At 49.9% G+C, this 18272-nt stretch carries 12 protein-coding genes; all 12 read right to left on the bottom strand.

Features of this window, described 5'->3' with window-relative positions:
* Window positions 1-8: 8 nt before the first annotated feature.
* Complete coding sequence (locus tag H8730_RS04655) at window positions 9-1211, bottom strand: glucose-1-phosphate adenylyltransferase (protein WP_177715768.1); 1203 nt, start codon at window positions 1209-1211, stop codon at window positions 9-11.
* A 77-nt stretch (window positions 1212-1288) separates the two neighbouring features.
* Window positions 1289-3268: a 1,4-alpha-glucan branching protein GlgB gene (glgB, locus tag H8730_RS04650; protein WP_249289493.1), complete on the bottom strand. Its 1980-nt coding sequence runs from the start codon at window positions 3266-3268 to the stop codon at window positions 1289-1291.
* A gap of 363 nt (window positions 3269-3631) precedes the next feature.
* Window positions 3632-5602: an NAD-dependent DNA ligase LigA gene (ligA, locus tag H8730_RS04645; protein WP_177715766.1), complete on the bottom strand. Its 1971-nt coding sequence runs from the start codon at window positions 5600-5602 to the stop codon at window positions 3632-3634.
* Between the two features lie 34 nt (window positions 5603-5636).
* Window positions 5637-7868, bottom strand: coding sequence for an ATP-dependent helicase (locus H8730_RS04640; protein WP_177715764.1), 2232 nt, complete (start codon window positions 7866-7868; stop codon window positions 5637-5639).
* Window positions 7869-7891: 23 nt separating this feature from the next.
* Entirely contained in the window at window positions 7892-8233 is a 342-nt protein-coding gene (locus tag H8730_RS04635) for a YerC/YecD family TrpR-related protein (protein ID WP_177715762.1), read from the bottom strand.
* 50 nt (window positions 8234-8283) lie between these two features.
* Window positions 8284-9042: a phosphatase gene (locus tag H8730_RS04630; RefSeq protein ID WP_177715760.1), complete on the bottom strand. Its 759-nt coding sequence runs from the start codon at window positions 9040-9042 to the stop codon at window positions 8284-8286.
* A gap of 107 nt (window positions 9043-9149) precedes the next feature.
* The gene (locus tag H8730_RS04625; RefSeq protein ID WP_177715758.1) at window positions 9150-10133 is read right to left on the bottom strand and encodes a polysaccharide deacetylase family protein; all 984 of its coding nucleotides are present in this window, start codon (window positions 10131-10133) and stop codon (window positions 9150-9152) included.
* A gap of 248 nt (window positions 10134-10381) precedes the next feature.
* Window positions 10382-11761, bottom strand: a complete 1380-nt coding sequence (locus H8730_RS04620; RefSeq protein WP_177715756.1) for an NCS2 family permease — start codon at window positions 11759-11761, stop codon at window positions 10382-10384.
* A 129-nt stretch (window positions 11762-11890) separates the two neighbouring features.
* Window positions 11891-12814 (bottom strand): thioredoxin-disulfide reductase, encoded by a 924-nt coding sequence (gene trxB / locus H8730_RS04615; RefSeq protein ID WP_177715754.1) that lies wholly within the window; start codon window positions 12812-12814, stop codon window positions 11891-11893.
* A complete protein-coding gene (locus tag H8730_RS04610; RefSeq protein WP_177715752.1) occupies window positions 12795-14894 on the bottom strand; it encodes an aminopeptidase in 2100 nt (699 codons plus the stop codon). Before H8730_RS04610 ends, trxB begins: the two co-directional genes overlap by 20 nt.
* 226 nt (window positions 14895-15120) lie before the next feature.
* The gene (locus H8730_RS04605; protein WP_177715750.1) at window positions 15121-15873 is read right to left on the bottom strand and encodes a helix-turn-helix domain-containing protein; all 753 of its coding nucleotides are present in this window, start codon (window positions 15871-15873) and stop codon (window positions 15121-15123) included.
* A gap of 301 nt (window positions 15874-16174) precedes the next feature.
* Window positions 16175-18256 carry a hypothetical protein gene (locus tag H8730_RS04595; RefSeq protein WP_177715748.1) on the bottom strand — a complete coding sequence of 694 codons (2082 nt, stop codon included), beginning with the start codon at window positions 18254-18256 and terminating at the stop codon, window positions 16175-16177.
* Window positions 18257-18272: the final 16 nt, after the last annotated feature.

Below are 18272 nucleotides of genomic sequence, written 5' to 3'. Positions count from 1 at the left end.
TCCCTCCTTTAGTCATTGATTCGATTTGCGTCGAGCATTTCTCCGGCCTCGACGGCCACGCCTTCGCCTACCACCAGCTCGTCCCCCACAACCGCAATTGCGCCCTTGGGGCACTCTTCTTTTCTCTGCCCAACCGCGGCGTTTCGGCTGATGATGGAATCTTGGCCAATGATCGAGTATTCGACAACCGCTCCCTCTTCAACCCTAGCGCCGGGCAAAACAATAGAATCTCGGACAATCGCATCCTTTCCCACGTACCCGCCGTAGAATATGACCGAGTGCTCCACCGTGCCATAAATCTGTGTTCCCTCTGTCACCATCGATTTTTTAATGACAGCGCCGTCCGCGGCATAATGGGGAGGTTCGTTAGGGTTTCTCGCATAGATACGCCAGGAGGGATCGTGGAGATTGATGGGGCTATCCTCCTCGAGGAGCTCCATATTCGCTTCCCACAGAGATTCAATTGTCCCTACATCCTTCCAATACCCGTCAAATTCATAGGCGTATACCGACTCGTCCCCCTCCACCATGGCGGGTATGATATCCTTTCCAAAATCATTGGAGGAAGTCGGATTCTCCTCATCCTTTGTCAGATAAAATCGAAGCTTATCCCAGCTAAACACATACACGCCCATGGAGGCTTTCGTAGACTTTGGGTGGGCTGGTTTTTCTTCAAACTCATAGATTCGATTATCCTCGTAGGTATTCATGATACCAAAGCGGCTAGCCTCCTCAAGGGACACGTTCAACACTGCAATGGTACAGGCGGCTTTCTTTTCCTTATGGAATCGGATCATCTCTGAGTAATCCATTTTGTAGATATGGTCGCCTGACAGGATGACTACGTATTCTGGATCGTAGCGCTCAATGAACTGCATGTTTTGGTAGATTGCGTTTGCCGTTCCTTTATACCATTCTCCTTCTTTGCCGCGAACATAGGGCGGCAAGATTGCGACACCTCCGTCATTGCGGTCCAGATCCCACGGCTGACCGTTGCCGATGTACGCATTTAATTCGAGAGGCTGATATTGTGTCAGGACACCAACTGTATCAATGCCAGAATTGATACAATTGCTCAATGTAAAATCGATAATTCTGTACTTCCCGCTAAAGGGAATCGCGGGTTTGGCGACTTTCTTTGTGAGAACCCCCAGCCGGCTTCCCTGGCCTCCTGCCAGAAGCATTGCCACACAATCCTTTTTACTTCTCATATGCACAACCTCCACTTGAACAATATATTTTATCACTGCGGTACACCGCCGCAGCCCAAGCCGACTTTCGGCTTTCTTTACCGTTTTCTCCTCGCACTCTGCCTTCTAGCTGGCGTCCGCTTTCCCCGATACGGCTTCTCCACCGGTGTGAAGTATAGGCAGGCCAGAGGGGGAATGGTGATCTCCATGGAATGACTATATCCATGGTATGGCTTTCTCTGTGTATATAGGATGTGGCGATTTTCAACCCCCGACCCGCCGTAGGCAGAACGGTCACTGCTGAAAGCTTCCACATACTCGCCCTCCCGGTAGAGGCCAATTCGGTATCGATCGCGGCGAACGGGTGCAAAATTCACGACGACAACGACCTCGCGCCCCTGCCGGTCAATGCGCCGAAACGAGATGATATTCTGCGATTGATCGTCAGGGCTGATCCACGCAAATCCTTTCCAGCTGTCATCCTGTTGAAACAAAGCGCTGTGGCTGCGGTAAAACCAGTTCAGATCCCGCACATACTCCAACATCGCGCTGTGGGATTCATATTGGAGCAGATTCCAATCCAGCTCTCTCTGGTAGTTCCACTCAGAGAAGGAACCGAATTCGCTCCCCATAAACAGCAGTTTTTTTCCAGGATGCGCCATGGCATACCCATAAAAAGCCCGCAAATTTGCAAATTTTTCTTCATAGGTTCCCGGCGCTTTATCCAACAGTGATTTTTTTCCATGCACCACCTCGTCGTGGGACAAGGGCAAGATATAATTTTCCGAAAAAGCATAGGTCAGGCTAAATGTAATATCTCGATGATTGTCTTTTCGGAAAAAAGGATCCAGGGAAATGTAGTGGAGCATGTCATTCATCCAGCCCATGTTCCATTTAAAATTGAACCCCAGGCCTCCCATGTAGACTGGCTTCGTCACCATCGGCCATGCCGTCGATTCCTCCGCGATCATAAGCGCGCTGGGATGCTCCTTAAAAATCGCCTCGTTCAGCTTCTTAAGAAAGTTGACGGCCTCCAGATTTTCGTTTCCTCCATATTGATTGGGAATCCAAGCCCCACTATCCCGGCCATAATCCAGGTATAGCATACTGGCAACTGCGTCCACCCGCAGACCGTCCATATGAAACTGATCCAGCCAGTACATCGCGTTGGATATTAAAAAGCTCATGACCTCCGGACGGCCATAGTCAAATACTTTCGTTCCCCACTGTGCGTGCTCGCCTTTTCTCGGATCCGCGTATTCGTACAGAGGGCCTCCGTCAAATTCAGCCAACCCCGACGCATCCCGCGGAAAATGAGCCGGTACCCAGTCCATGATCACACCGATGCTTTGCTGATGGCATTGATCGACAAAGTGTCGGAGATCATCCGGCGTCCCATAGCGGGATGTGGGTGCATAATATCCGATAACCTGATATCCCCACGATCCGTCGAAGGGATATTCTGCCAGGGGCATAAGCTCGATATGGGTGTATCCCATCTCCTTTACATACGGGATCAGCTCCTCCGCAAGTTTTCGGTAATCATACACATTGCCATCGGCATACCGCCTCCAGGATCCGGCGTGAACTTCGTATATATTCATAGCCGATTCGTATGCTGGATGCTGACGGCAGTATTGGCGCCAACGTGTATCCTGCCAAACATACTTGCTCATATCGTAAATTTTGGACGCCGTGGACGGGCGCGTCTCCATATGAAATCCATAGGGATCGCTTTTCATCAAAACACGGCCATCCTCCGTCTCAATTCGAAATTTATAGAGGTCAAATTCCCGGAAGCCCAGGGCCTTCCCTTCCCAGACACCGTTGTCTGAGATTCGGCTTAAGGGAACTGCCTCCTCCTCTCCCCATTGGTTGAAATCTCCCACGACCTTGACCGCTCTCGCTCTGGGCGCCCACACACGGAATGCCGTCTCCTCTCCGTTCAAGTGAGCGCCAAAATATTCATATGCGCGATAGTTTGTCCCCTCATGAAACAAATACAGTGGGGGATTTCCATCGCTTTCGCTCTGCTCCTGAACGGATGTACGTTGTATCAGATGGATTCTTTCACTCACTCTACCCCTCCATTCCCTCGCGCACCGCGCGGCCGGCGCGTATAATCGCTCACGCGATTATTATACCATGGCCTCCGGCCATGATATAACTTCACAACTTGCACACGGTCGCGCAGCGGTTTGTTCGCTCCGCTCACCGCGCGACCGGCGCGTATAATCGCTCACGCGATTATTATACCATAGTTCCCCAAATTATGGAACTGTCATTCTCGCTAATCCTTTGTTAATTATTCTTTACCTAGGCTTCCCAAAAGTGTGCTTCATATTCAATATATGTAGGTTTGTCTACACTCCATACTTAAATTTCCGCGCACATAAAAGCCGCCTGGATATCGTCCTCCGACGTTCCGGCGGCTTCCCACATTATATCTCGTCCTCGACCAAACGAAGGAACTCCTCCTCGCTGAGTATGGGGATCCCAAGCTCCTGCGCTTTCTTATTCTTAGATGAGCTGCTGGCCGTGTCATTGTTGATCAGATACGAGGTCTTCTTGCTGACACTGGCGACAGCCTTTCCACCGCGCTTGATGATAAAATCCACAAGCGCGTCACGGTTTTCGAAATGTTCCAGATTTCCCGTGATGACGAAGGTTTTCCCCTCCAAAGGCATCTGGGCCGCCTCCTCGGACTCTTCCGCGGGAGCAAATCGCACATATCGCAGCAAGTCTTCAACGACGTCCCGATTGATTGGATTTTGGAAGTATTCATACACACGGTTCGCGATGATGTCCCCAAACCCGTCGATAGACGCCAGTTCCTCCTCCTTGGCCGCCAGAATCGCCGTCAGATCTTGCCGGTACGCCTTACACAAAAGCCGCGCATTGGCTAACCCCACGTTCTGAATCCCCAGAGCATTGATAAATCGGGGCATCTCCGCATCTCGGGAGCGCTCGATGGAGGCAAAAAGATTTTGGGCTGACCTTTCCCCGAATCCTTCCATGGACTCAATATCCGCTTTGTGCTCCTTGAGACGGTAGATGTCTCCAAAGGATTCCAGAAACCCCATGTCGATGAATTTCTCTAGGGTTGCCTCTGACAAGCCTTCAATATTCATAGCATTCCGGGTGGTAAAGTGGGTAAAGGCCATGAGCAGTTTCGCCCCACAGTTAGGATTCGTACAGTACAGCACCTTGGCCTCCCGGCCGTCGCTGACCTTCGCCGCGCCGCCGCACCGGGGACAGTATTCCGGAATGACCGCTGTACCGCTGCGCGTCAGATTCTCTCCGATCTGAGGAATGATCATATTGGCCTTATAGACCTCAATCTCATCACCGATTCCCAGTTCTAGCTCCTCCATAATGCTGATATTGTGAATGCTAGCCCTCTGAACTGTGGTTCCCTCCAATTCCACTGGGTCAAAAATCGCGACAGGATTGATCAGCCCTGTCCGCGAGGTATTCCATTCGATGTCTCGCAGGACCGTAGAGCGGGTTTCATCCTGCCATTTAAAAGCAATGGAATCCCGGGGAAACTTGGCCGTTCTGCCAAGAGATTCCGAATACGAGATGCTGTTGAAGGTGAGGACAAGGCCATCCGATGGGAACTCTGATTCGGCGATCCGCCCTTCAAAACTCTGGACAGCCTCCTCCACCGTCTGCGCGTCAACCTTGCAGAATTCCACCGTCTCAAACCCTAAGGATTGAATGAAGGTCATCATCTCTTCCTTAGAATCATGAAAGTCCATGTCCTGTGCCAAGACGAGTCCAAACACAAAATAGTGAACGCCCCGCTTGGCCGTAATCTCATTATTCAGCTGCCGGACCGATCCGCTGCAGAGATTTCGGGGATTCTTATATTGTTCTTCCGGCGGCAGCGCTTCGTTGATCCTCGTGAATTCGCCGTAAGAAATGACGGCTTCCCCCCGCAGGATCAGTTCCCCCTTGTACGGAATTTCCAGAGGAATATTGCGAAATACCTTCGCATTGGGGGTGATATCCTCCCCCACTTCCCCATTTCCCCTGGTGACAGCCCGGGTGAGCGCTCCCTGGTCATACTGTAGCACAATGGTTAAGCCGTCAAGCTTCCAGGACAATAGGCCCGTCTGTGAGCCCAGCCAATCCCTCAGCGCGCCTGGAGACTTAGTCTTGTCCAGTGACAGCATTGGCGTACTATGCGAAACCTTCGGCAAAGAACTTTGAATTTGGTAGCCCACATGCCGTGTTGGGCTTTCCGAGAGCACCATGCCCGTTTCCCTCTCGAGCGCGACAAGCTCATCGTACAGCGCATCGTACTCAAAATTAGTCATGATCTCTCGGTCTTGTTGATAATAAGCCTCGGCGGCATCATTCAACCGTTTCGTCAATTTCTTAAGCTTCTCAATCGTATCCTCTGCCATTCCATTTCATCTCCTACGGAATATTCGCTGGCCTTTATTCTTCAACCTTCTTAATGCCCGCCAGCTTTGCGAATAATGTCTTTTCACCGACTTTCACAAAGTTGACTTTCACCTGATAGTCTGCATTGACAGATTGAACCTCCTTAACCGTACCTAAGCCAAATTTGCGATGGGTGACCAAATCCCCGGGCGCAAATCCCTCTCCCGGGCCTCCCGGCTGAGAAACCGGCGGGGCTACGTTTTTCCCCACGTACCGATTTTGAAAATGGACCTCTGGGGTTTTGACAAACTTGCGCACCGGTCCTTCTTCTTTTTGTTCCATCTTCCCTACCTCCTCTTCCAGCAAATCCATGGGAATCTCCCGCATAAACTGCGATACCTTGGAGATCTGTTCCAACCCATGAACGCGCCGGATTTTTGCATATGTCATATATAGTTCTTTCTGCGCCCGCGTTATTCCGACATAGCACAGCCGCCTTTCTTCCTCAATGTCTTCCTCGTCTCCGCTGGTCAAGCTCATATAGCCCGGAAAAATGCCGTCTTCCATCCCCGTCATAAAGACAACTGGAAATTCCAGCCCTTTGGCGCTGTGGAGTGTCATCATGGACACGGCATCAGCCCCCTCCTCAAAACTGTCGATGGCGGCGACCAGAGCCAATTCTTCCAAAAATCCACCCAGGGAGGGCTCCGGTGCGGTTTCCTCATATTCCGCCGCACGGTTCACAAATTCGTCCAGGTTTTGTATGCGGTCCTCATACCGTTCCGGATCCTCTTCCCGAAGATAGTCCTTATAGCCCACTTTTTCCATGATCAGCGGGATAAATTCTGTCAGGCTCACATCCTGTGCCTGCCCTCGAAAAGCGGTGAACAATTCCCCGACAGGACTCAACTTTTTCGATGCGCGCCGCAGCTCCTCCGAAAGAACGCTTTGCTCGATCGCCTCAGTAATTCCGTAGCTTTGTTCTACCGCAAAGCTGCGCAGCTTCTCGACAGTAACGGTGCCGATCCCTCGCTTCGGGACGTTGAGAATCCGTTCAGCGGCCACATAATCTTTATCATTGGCAATCAGTCTCAGATAGCATAAAATATCTTTGATTTCCATGCGCTGGTAGAACGGGGTTCCTCCGTATAGCCGGTATGGAATGTTCGCCATGATCATCCGCTCTTCCAGCGCGCGGGACTGGGCGTTGGTTCGAAAAAGGATCGCCATGTCGATGTACCGTCTAGTCTTTCCGGAAACCTTTTGGATTATTTGCTCTGCGACATAATTGGCCTCCTCCTCCTCGTTATATGCCTCATATACGCGGATAGGATCGCCGGTTTCATTCTGGGTCCACAGAGTTTTGCTTTTTCGGCCCACATTATGTGCAATGACTGCATTCGCCGCATCCAGGATTGTCTGCGTCGAGCGGTAGTTTTCTTCCAGCCGGATCACACAGGCATCCTGATAGTCCTTTTCAAAATCTAATATGTTGCGTATGTTGGCGCCTCGAAAGCGGTAGATGGACTGATCGTCATCCCCGACGACGCATAGGTTCTCGTACTTGTTCGCCAACAGTCGGATGAGACGGTACTGCGCCGTATTCGTATCCTGATACTCATCGACCATGATATAGCGAAATTTCTCCTGATAGTACTCCAAAATTTCTGGATTCTGCTCAAACAGCGCCACCGTCTTCGCAATAATATCATCAAAATCCATAGCCTGATTCTCAAGCAGCGCTTTCTGATAGCGGTGATATAGGACCGCAACTTTTTCTTTAAACAGATCGCCTTTCGCAATCTCATCATAGCGCGAAGGTGTGACCAGCTCGTCCTTTGCATGGCTGATTGCCCCCAGAACCGACCGAGGCGTAAACATCTTTTCGTTGATGTTCATCTCCCTCAGCAGCCTCCGGATCACATTTTTTTGATCCTCGGGATCATAGATTGTAAATCCGTCGGTATATCCGAGCAGCGAGCAGTGCCGGCGCAAAATTCGGATACAGGCTGAATGAAACGTGGATATCCACGCCTCTCTCGCGGGATCCCCGATTAATTTCTCAACCCGCTCCTTCATCTCCTTGGCTGCCTTGTTGGTGAAGGTAATGGCTAATATATGATAGGACGGAACCATGATCTCCTCAATCAGATACGCCATCCTGTGGGTTAAAACCCTCGTTTTCCCGCTGCCTGCGCCAGCCAAAATTAAAACCGGCCCTTCTGTCTGAAAGACCGCTCTCCTTTGCATTTCATTCAATGCTGCATATTTATTGTCCGTACCCATTCTCCTCCATAAAAAAACGGCGCTCACAACGGCTGACCGTTTTCCGTCGAATCCTGATCTCGACTTTCCTTTTCCAACTCCAAACGCTCTAGTACCATATTGTATCCATCTGCCCCGTAGTTCAGGCAACGGTTGACCCGGCTTATGGTGGCCGTCGACGCGCCCGTCTTTTCGCTGATCTCCGTGTAGGTGACACCCTGCTTCAGCATGCGGGCGACTTCCATTCGCTGCGATAAGGACTGTATCTCATGAACCGTACAGATGTCCTCAAAGAACGCATAACATTCGTCTATGGTCTGTAAGGATAGGATCCCCTGAAACAACAAATCCGCATCCGCCCGTCTAAGCTTATCATTCATATGCATCCTCCGTTTTTGACACGCCTGTTCTGGAATCCATCAGGGAGCTTTTTCGCTCATGGCGCGCCCCCCATTCCCAATCCCTTTCGTCTTTCTTGTAGATATGTAAGGAATCTCTCGGCGCAAGTATTGAGAACCAACTCAACGGGAAATTTCTCTTCCTCCAGCAACCGGACCGCCTCATCCATCTGTCCCACATATCCACTGAAATGGGCGTCGGATGCAAGTATGACAGAGAGCTCCTTCTCTTTACAGTACCGCAAAAGGCTCCGGTAGTTGCGGCTGGCCCTCTCGCTGTACTGCGCAGCAACCAGGGAATGGTTATTGATCTCAAGCAAAACCCCATATTGTTTAGCCGCATCGGTCAATGCATCATAGTCGAGGACTGGATCGCCTGGCAACCGCGTTCCGTCCGGATGGCCGATGGCGGTAACGCATGGGTGATTCATCATCGTCTGACGGTAAGCCGTCACGACGTCAAACTCTGTTTCCCCCGCGATACACGGCGAGTGAACGCTGGCGACCACATAATCCAGCTTCCGAAGAAGTGGGTCCGGCAAATCCACATGACCGCGCTGGTTCAAAATATTGACTTCCGCACCTGCTAAGACGCGGACTCCCTCATATACCTTCGGCAGGCTGCCCAGATTCTGAAAATAGTATTCGTGGGCGCCTCCCGGCATGGACGGCGCATGGTCCGTATTGGCAATCAGCTTGAGTCCCCTGGAGGCTGCTACATGGGCATTCTCCTGCCAGGTACTATACGCGTGGCCGCTGCTGACGGTATGAGTATGGCAGTCCAATTCCACTTTCATTCTTATAAAACCCCCTCACTTTCTCGCATACTATTATACACAAAAAATAGCCGAAAGACAAGGCCTCCGGCTATCCTTTCCACAAGAAAATATGCCAAAATTTTAGGTTAATTTTTGAATACTATGGAGACAGGCGCATCCTGTTCATCCAGGGTGTGAAACTCAAATCCCTCCCCCTTTAAATATTCAATGATCTTGGGGAGCGCCTCCACCGTATTATTGGTATTGTTCGTGGTGTGAAGCAGGACCACCGCATCAAGCTTGCCCTGCGAAGTCTCGACCACATTCTTGTAGATGGCATCGGCGCTGACATTCTTACCGATGGCATCCTGTCCCGATACATTCCAGTCGAAAAAGGTATAACCCAGATCCGTCAACTTCTCTTTGATCTCCAGCGTTATTTCCTTTGTCCCGTTGTTAGAACCGCCAGGAAATCGAACGATCTTGGCCATCTCTCTGCCTGTCTGATTTTTTACACAGTTTTCCATCTTGACGATATCAGCATAAAATGCGTCCCACGAGGCATAAATATCCTTATATACATGGGAATACGTATGGTTGGCAAGCACATGTCCATCATCCATAACCCGGGAATAGACCTGAGCCGCCAATTCTGATTCTTTCCCGTTCATAAAAAACGTCCCTTTGATCCCATATTGATCCAGAATGTCCATCACACGGTTGGCATTCTCACTGGGTCCATCATCGAAGGTTAAGTACGCGCGGCGAACCGTGGTCTGAGGCTTCAATGGATTGGACGAAGCCGGTTCTTGGTCCGGATCATTCATGGCGTTGGTCAGCTCTTCAATCTTCTGATCCTTTTGTTCCACAGACTGCTGCAGCAGAGACCGCTCGTCCTCCGCCTTTTTTAGCGACTCCTCAAGACTTGCAATGGTATTCTTCTGTTCCGCAAGTTCGTCCTGGAGACCTCTCCACTGAAAGTATCCGAAAACGCCGGCGCCGCCAAGGCAAAGGATCAACAGAAGACTCAGCACGGGTTTCCACCAACCTCGCCTTCGCTTTCCACCATATCCATCTGATATTTTAAAATTCCGCAGGGATGAGCCGGCGGAAATACGTGTCTTAAGCATAGTTCCCTCCAACAGCAAACGTATACAGTCCCGAAGCGAACATGCAACGGGGCCATCCTTCTACTATGATTCCCATTATAGCAGATTTCAAGCAGGAAATTCAACCTAATTTTCCATATGGTTTCTTACGTTTTCATGAATCTCGATTGGAAGGAGGTTCCGGTATTCCAATATAAGATCGGCCGGATCGGAAGAGTCCTCTACTCTCTTCAAATCCGGCCGATATGCTTCGATTCAAGCTGGTTTTCTTATTTGACAAAGATGTAATACAGGATAAACAAGATGGATAGCACGATCATCACGGGGTGGACTTTCTTCCACTTCTTACCGCAAAGATTGATAATCACGTAGGAGATGACACCGAAGGCGATTCCCTCCGAGATACTGTAGGCAAAGGGCATCATCATAGCCGCGATAAACGCAGGTATGGCCTCCGTCGCTTCGGAGAAGTTCACCTTCAGGAAGGATTCCATCATCAGGAAGCCAACGAAGATCAGCGCCGGAGCCGTTGCAAAGCTGGGAATCGCTAGGAATAGCGGGGACAGGAACAGGGACAGCAAGAACAGAAGTGCAACGACGATCGCCGTCAGACCCGTGCGTCCACCTTCCGCGACACCGGAAGCGCTTTCCACGTATGTAGTCGTGGTGGAGGTTCCAAGCACCGCGCCTGCCGTGGTGGCAACGGCGTCGGCCAGCAGGGCCTGCTTCGCCTTGGGCAGCTTGCCTTCCTTGTCCAGCATATCCGCCTTGCTGGATACGCCGATGAGAGTCCCGATGGTGTCGAACATGTCAACGAACAGGAATGCAAACACGATGACAATCAGGTCGAGGATATTGATATCGCCCATGGCGCTGAAGTTAAAGCACGCTCCGCCAATCTCCCCAAGGCCGCTGGGCAGCGCGAAGATTCCCAGGAACTGGCCCTGGGGAACGAGAGAGTAGACGCCGGCCTCCACATCAACCTGATACCAGCCGATCCCTTCCGCGATCAGCCCCAAAATATAGGTGGCGATAATGCCGATTAAGAGCGCCCCTTTTACTTTGCGCACGTACAAGATGGCGATAATCAGCAATCCAATCAGAGCCAGCAGCGGCCCCGCCTGGGTTATGTGGCCAAGGGTAACCTTAGTGCTTGCCTCGGCCACGACGATCCCCGCGTTCTGCAAGCCAATAAACGCGATGAAAAGACCGATGCCGGCCGATATTCCATATTTTAAGCTCTGGGGGATAGCGTTGAAAATCGCCTCTCTCACGTTGACGAAGCTCAACAGGATAAAGATGACACCCTCGATGAAGACGGCCAGCAAAGCCAACTGCCAGGGGTATCCCATATTGCCACCACATACTGTGAAGGCAAAATAGGCATTGAGCCCCATACCGGGCGCCAGGGCGAAGGGATAGTTCGCCAAAAGGGCCATCGCCAGAGTTCCGATGACACTGGCCAGCACCGTGGCCGTAAACAATTCGCCGGAGGGCATTCCTGTTGCAGACAAAAGGTTGGGATTGACTGCCAGTATGTACGCCATGGTCATAAAGGTCGTCAAGCCAGCTACAATCTCCGTCCTGAGACTGGTCTTGTGCTCGCTCAACTTAAAGGTTTTTTCAAAAAAACCTGCTTGTGAAGCCATTAAATAAGTCCCCTTTCCTTGGATAGGATTTTTACCTTCCTATCATAGCAAAGAGGACGAAGACTGTCAACAAATATTCATAAACTTTTCACTTTTTGGTATAAATTGTGAAATAAGGTCGAAAGATTCTTAGAACTTTTCTGCAAGATACGCCTGGATGCCATTGATGGCCACCGCGCCGTCAGCCGCGGCCGTAATGATCTGGCGAAGACGTTTTCTCCTGACGTCCCCCGCCGCAAAAACCCCTGGAATCGACGTCTGGCAATCTTCATCGCTGATGATATAGCCGGCACTATCCGTATCAACCTTCCCTTTCAACAGGCCGGCATTCGGATCCACGCCCACGGCGATAAAGACGCCGTCGATGGACAGTTTCCTCTCTTCCTTTTTTTGATTGTCATAGAGAATCACGCTTTCCACCTGCTCCTGGCCATGAATCTCTCGCAGTTCTGTATTCCATAGAATCTCGATATTCTCTTTTCCCATTGCCTGATTTTGCAGTGTCTTGACAGCGCGAAGCGCGTCCCTCCGGTGCGCCAGATAGACTTTCTTGCAAAATCTAGCGAGATAGATGGCATCCTCCACCGCGGTGTCGCCGCCGCCGAATACAATCACAGCTTTTCCACGGAAAAACGCTCCGTCGCATGTAGCGCAGTAGGACACCCCGCGGCCCCGCAACTCTTCCTCACCGGGGACGCCGAGCTTTCGCCATGCAGCTCCCGCAGTAAATAGAACCGTCTTTGCGCGATACTCGGATGACATGGTCCGCACGATCTTGATGGGGTCGCCAAGCTCCAAATCGATCACCTCGTCCGTGAGCATCTCAATGCCATAGGCGCTTGCGTGCTCATGCATTTTAGCCGCCAGCTCCATGCCGGACAACATGGGCATTCCAGGATAATTGTCGACCTCATAGGTGTTGAGCACTTGTCCTCCTGGAAATCCTCGCTCTAACAGAAGGGTGCGCAGCTCCGCCCTCCCAGCGTATATAGCGGCTGTCAACCCCGCCGGTCCAGCCCCGATAATGATGACATCATACAGTTGATCGCTCATCCTGTTCCTCCTTCTTCTCCTCCAACGCTTGTTCCCGCAGCGCATCATTCAAAAGATCCGTGCCGCGCAGTACGAACCGGCCGCCCCGGATGATATCGATGGCATCCCCTCCATCCAAGAGTACACTGATCTGCCCCAAACTCTCGTAGGGAAGGGTAATATCGGTGTGCTTATGGGTGTACGCTTTGGCGGGATCCTCCTTTCGCAGCCGCGACCGCTCGTTATCTCTCGCCACGATCTCCTTTCCATCCAGCGGATTATAGACGGGAATATCTTCTGATCTGGCATAACAGGTATCCCCAATGGCAAAATGTGGACCCATCTTTTCTACGATGAGGATTGGGAGCAGATGGACAATCCCATATTTTCTTGCCATTTTGTACGCCGTCGTGTTGGTCCCGATGGCAAACTCGCCCAGCGGCAGCGTATCATGGGGAAACAACAGATTTTCCTCAATATATCGCTTGTTGTCCTCCTCCGATTCAAAATTGCTACAGCTATAGTCCTGGATATAACCGTCCTGAAACACGAGCCGAAGATTCTTGTATTGAAGATCTTCCAGATAGATTTCCTCCAGATGCAGAACGCCGTTGGTTCCCTCCAGCTTTGGAGATGTGAAGACTTCTCCCACTGGGATGTTGACATCTGCGACACAGTTGTAAAAATTGGTTTCCCTGGCAGGGTTGTTGATGACGGGCAGCTGAACTGTTATGTCTGTCTCGTTCCCCTTCGCTCCACGGACATAGACAGCCCTTCCCTTGTCCAGTGCGTCAATGATCGTCTGCTGGACTTTCTCGTACTGTTCCGTGTCCAGCGTGTTCACCGCCACTGTCTCTTTGAATATCGCCTCGAATGACGCACCGATCGTCGGCAATGGAAAGGCGATAATCGTAAAGCTGGTCTCGTTGGGCGGCGCGTACTTGGCTAGCAGGGCCTGTAGCTTTGTGTTAAAGCTGGCATACTCCTGAGATTGTTCTGACGTAAAGACAATCTGTTGTGCTTTGCTCTCCGGTGTAAAAGGTACCTCCCCAAAGGAATCTACAACCGCTGGACCTCCGTAGCCGGCGATAATCTCTCGGTTGCACTCCAGCTCTGCCTCCAGTGCTTCATAGCGGAGGGTCTGGAACTCTGAATCAAAATAAACAGCCATGTCAAACCGGTGATCATAGATATACTGACGATTCACCGGCGTCGTGGCGATTTCCTGGATGAAGGGAATGAAATGCAGATCTTCCTCAAAATATTCAACCGCCCTGCGGATCATCCGCTCCATCCCCATGTGATAGCGGATGCCCACAATATTTTTCAAAACGATATCTTTTCCATCGCGAAAGAATCCCTTTCGGAACCCCTGGGTATACGCCCTTGCCATTTTGTCGATCCGTTCCTCGTCTAAGGTTGCCATGAAGGAAGACAAGTCAAGCTCCACCGTGCTGACCCGTTCTCCCAGCTGGTAGAGATAGCTGGGATTGGTCAAATCAGCCGACATAATGAGATCCCGGCGATAGGAGTCCTCAAAACCAAACCTTCCATGGACCCAGAGTCCCGCCTTTTCTCTCTGGAATCTCTTTCCATGTGCATTTAAAATCCCGCGAATCTCCTGGGGCTCCAGGGCGTTCCCCTGCCGAAGTTGTTCCCAGACGTCAAAAAATAAAAGGTGATTCCAGTGCATGGCGAATCGGCGATGCCGATACGCGTGTTCAATGTTCTCCCGGAGCTGTGCCGCCATTGCACATAATAGGGGGCCACACGCATCCCCAAATAGGGAGGCCATATAGGTTGGGTTGAGATAGCTCTTTTTATAGCCGTCCTCCTCCACGTCCTGATACAGGCGCTTCTGGTCCTTCTCCAGCTCAGCTGATGTCGCGCCTACAAAGGAATCGGCATCCAGCTTATGCTCAAATTCAAGTAACGTCAACAGAAATTCCGCTTCATGGCGAAGAAATCGATATGCGGTTTCCCGCATTCCTTTTGGGGGTTTATTGCCCTCTAAAATTCTTCTCAACTTCTCCGCATCGTCAAAATAGTCTTCTGCGGCTCTGGCGTTGTATACTTTATAATAATTTTCGTATTCGAACATAATGTCCTCCTCTTACCTGTGCCTTTCGAAATGATGACCTTCTTTATTTTACCAATTCCCTATTGAAATAGCAAGCTCTTTTCAGAATTCCCGTCTCAAATTCCACCATTCTATGAGTGTTACCGGCAAACCGCTGTTCTATTCGAGCTTCTGTGAAAGCGGTTCCGATGGAAAAAGAGGATCTCAAAACCGCCGTTACGCTATAACAGAAGCGCAAACACTTTCACTATTTTATCAATCCCTTTTTCTGAGCATAATCATAAACAAAAGAACCAAATGCCAATATCAACAATATAAAGATAGACAACATATCCCATACGTCAAGAGGTGGTTCTGCTATCATTTTTGACAGTATGATATTGATGATAAGAATAAACGGAATGGCTAATAAAAAAGTTGTTCCTAAAGCAATCAACCTCTTTGTTTTTCCAATATGATTAAAAATTGCAACTACTATCCATAAAAATACGATTGAAATTACTGCCATTATCGCGCCAACTGAAAATACATCTTTTACTTTTATTAAATTGCTTATCAAGAACAAAAAAGGAATACTAAAAATACTTAATGAAATTAAACTTACTACAACCCCTTTTTTTCCCAGTATAATGCTTGGGAAAGATATAACCCATACAAAAACAATGGAACTGACCGGAATTAGTGACCATGTTAAATTGCCGGATATAGCAAGGTTGCAAATAACGCATACCATAATTCCTATCGAAAGTGTCACCGAAAAAAGAAGTGAAATAATCACATTCTTTGTCATGTTATTTTCATCTTTTCTTTTTAAAGCAATCAAATTTTCGTCTGCCTTTTTTTCATAGCTTTCCATATCAATTTTCTCCCCACTTAGCAACTCATTTACAGTGATTTCCAGTATCTCACAAAGCTCTAACATAATCGATGAGTCTGGCATACTTTTTCCTGTTTCCCATTTGGATACGGCCCTATCTGTAATGCCCAGTTTTTCTGCCAACTGTGCTTGAGTTGAGAAGCGTTTATGTTTATATCTATTATCAGTTGGCTAAATTTTGCCACAACGGTATGCGGTTTTTTTCGCAAAGTTTCTGTACCCGTCTTTCTGAAAACCCCCCACTTTTTCGCTGCTTCCGGTGCTGAAATATATTTTAACATCTTCAGTTCACATCCTCTTTAATTTCCTTTCCCTAATTCTATACGGTCAGCCGAATAAAATCAACAGGAAAAGACGGCATAGCCCTTGTAACAGGTCTGTGCCGCCTAATCGGAAATTACTTCTTTGTGACCGAAAATTCTTTCTATTTGGAGATTTCTTCCGTTCTATAGATGAATTTCACCTGTCCATCCATATCGTCGCGAATCCCAGCAAAGGATTTATATTCTTTTGATACATCGCAGGTGGCGCGGAATCTTGTAAGCAGTCCCCCCAAATCCTCATTGACCGCCTCATACAGTTTTTGAATTCCCTGCTCATTGAATTCTTGTAAGCCATCGGAGAGCTGCATCGCGCCATCTTGTAGCTGCTGTACCCCCTCCACTAAGGCGCCGCTCCCGGCCTGCAAAGAATTGAGCCCTGCGCAAAGGGTATCAGCACCCGATTTCAGGCTGGCTGTGCCATTTTTAAGCGCATCGGTCCCTGCTTTTATGGCATCCGCCCCAGCCCTAGCGTCCGCCACGCCAGCGGTATACGTCAGAAGTCCCCGATAAAATTGATTGTAGCTATCCAGTTGCGTTTTCAGCGCAGAGAGGCTAGAGGCCCCTGATTTTGCGCTCTCCACCGCCGCTTGAATCTGCGCTGTGACATCGCTGGATCTCATATTCTGCTCAATCAACGCCTGGATCTGCGCTTCCACCGTCTGCTGAATTTTGGTTTGGGTTGACTCCGCCTGCATCTGGGCCTCCACCGCCTCTCTGACCTGTCCCTGAATTTCAGTTGGAATCTGTCCGGCCTCGACAGCTGCTTCATATTGGTCCGATGTCAGAGGAGGATTCAGAGATGCCAACACCCCATCCAGCACCTGCCCTTGAACTGCGGCTATGACCTTGGCGCGGATGTTCGGTTCCTGGGCTCGCACTGCCGGCTCCACCTTACTGTGCGCAGTATTATAAGCCAGAGTATAGACCGCGGTCTCGTCCAAGGATGCAAGAACCCCTTGCAATACAGTGGCATAATTCTCGATGGTCAGCTTATCCACAGTAAGACCAGCGGCAGCCAGCTGCGAATCCGCCATGGACAGCATGGATTCAAAGACTTCTTTTGCTCCGCTATTTAACGTTTCATTGTTCGCTGTCAGGGCGCCAAGACCGTCTGTCAATTGTGCTGCTCCGGCCTGTAATTGCGCAACTCCACCGTCAACGTTTCCCGCTCCTTCTGATAGCTGCTTTGCTCCAGCCGAGAGCTGATCGATTCCATCGATCAGCTCCCCGGACTTATCCAGCAGTGTCGCAATCCCATCATATAGCGCAGAGGAGCCATCCATCAACTGTCCCATGGCGTCATGGAGTTTCTCGAGGGAAGCGGACATATCCTCTAGATCTCCAGCCCCATCCCATTCCAGTTTATTGAAAAGTTCATTGGTCGCTATCGTAACCGTTGCCGTCAGCTGAAAATCCGTTACATCAGCCTCAATTTCTATAGAGTCCGGCAGTTCCAATACATCGCCGTCTAATTTTAAGTTGTCCGACAGACCTGGCATTGCAATCCCTGCGACGATGGTGCGGTCGCCGTCATTGATCAGTTTTCCATTGGATACCTGGATATCTCGAAAATTCTCATTGTCTAGAATCATACCCGTCAGCATGACGAAAGGGACATAAATTTTTTCTTGTTGCCCATCGATCTCCACCATCTCATACTGGGTATTGATATACTCAAATCGGATTGTCACCCTTCCGCTCTTGCCAGCCAATTCTTCCGCAGAGATTGGCTTTCCATCCAGTTGGTAGCGGATGGCAATGGTCACTGGCAATTCTTTTTCAATATCTCCCTGATAATAAATGTCATTGCCGTTCGCATCCCACACCCGCATGTGGTCGCCATTCATCGTATAGCTCTCGTCGCCTTTGACGTTCGTTACGTCCTCCATCTCCGTTTTATCGCGGATGGACGCGCTGCCCGGCGCATTTTTGATCCAATCGCTGACGATGATCCGCTTGGCAGAGCCATCGGCATCTGCGATCACGTATACTGTTTCATCCTTGCTGACGGCCCCGGTTGTCTCCTGCTTCGCGCTGGTTACCGCCGTCGTCTCCTGACCGGTCTTCTCTTCCGTCTTCTTAACACCCGTCGCGTAAGCGATGGCGGCGGTTCCACTGCCGATGACTGTACAGCACAGAATAAGAGATAAAATTTTCATCACATGTTTATTTTCATATATCATACCAATGCCTCCAAGA

The organism is Bianquea renquensis (assembly GCF_014384895.1).
Classification (GTDB): Bacteria; Bacillota; Clostridia; order Lachnospirales; family Bianqueaceae; genus Bianquea; species Bianquea renquensis.
This window is presented reverse-complemented; position numbering and strand designations above follow the sequence as displayed.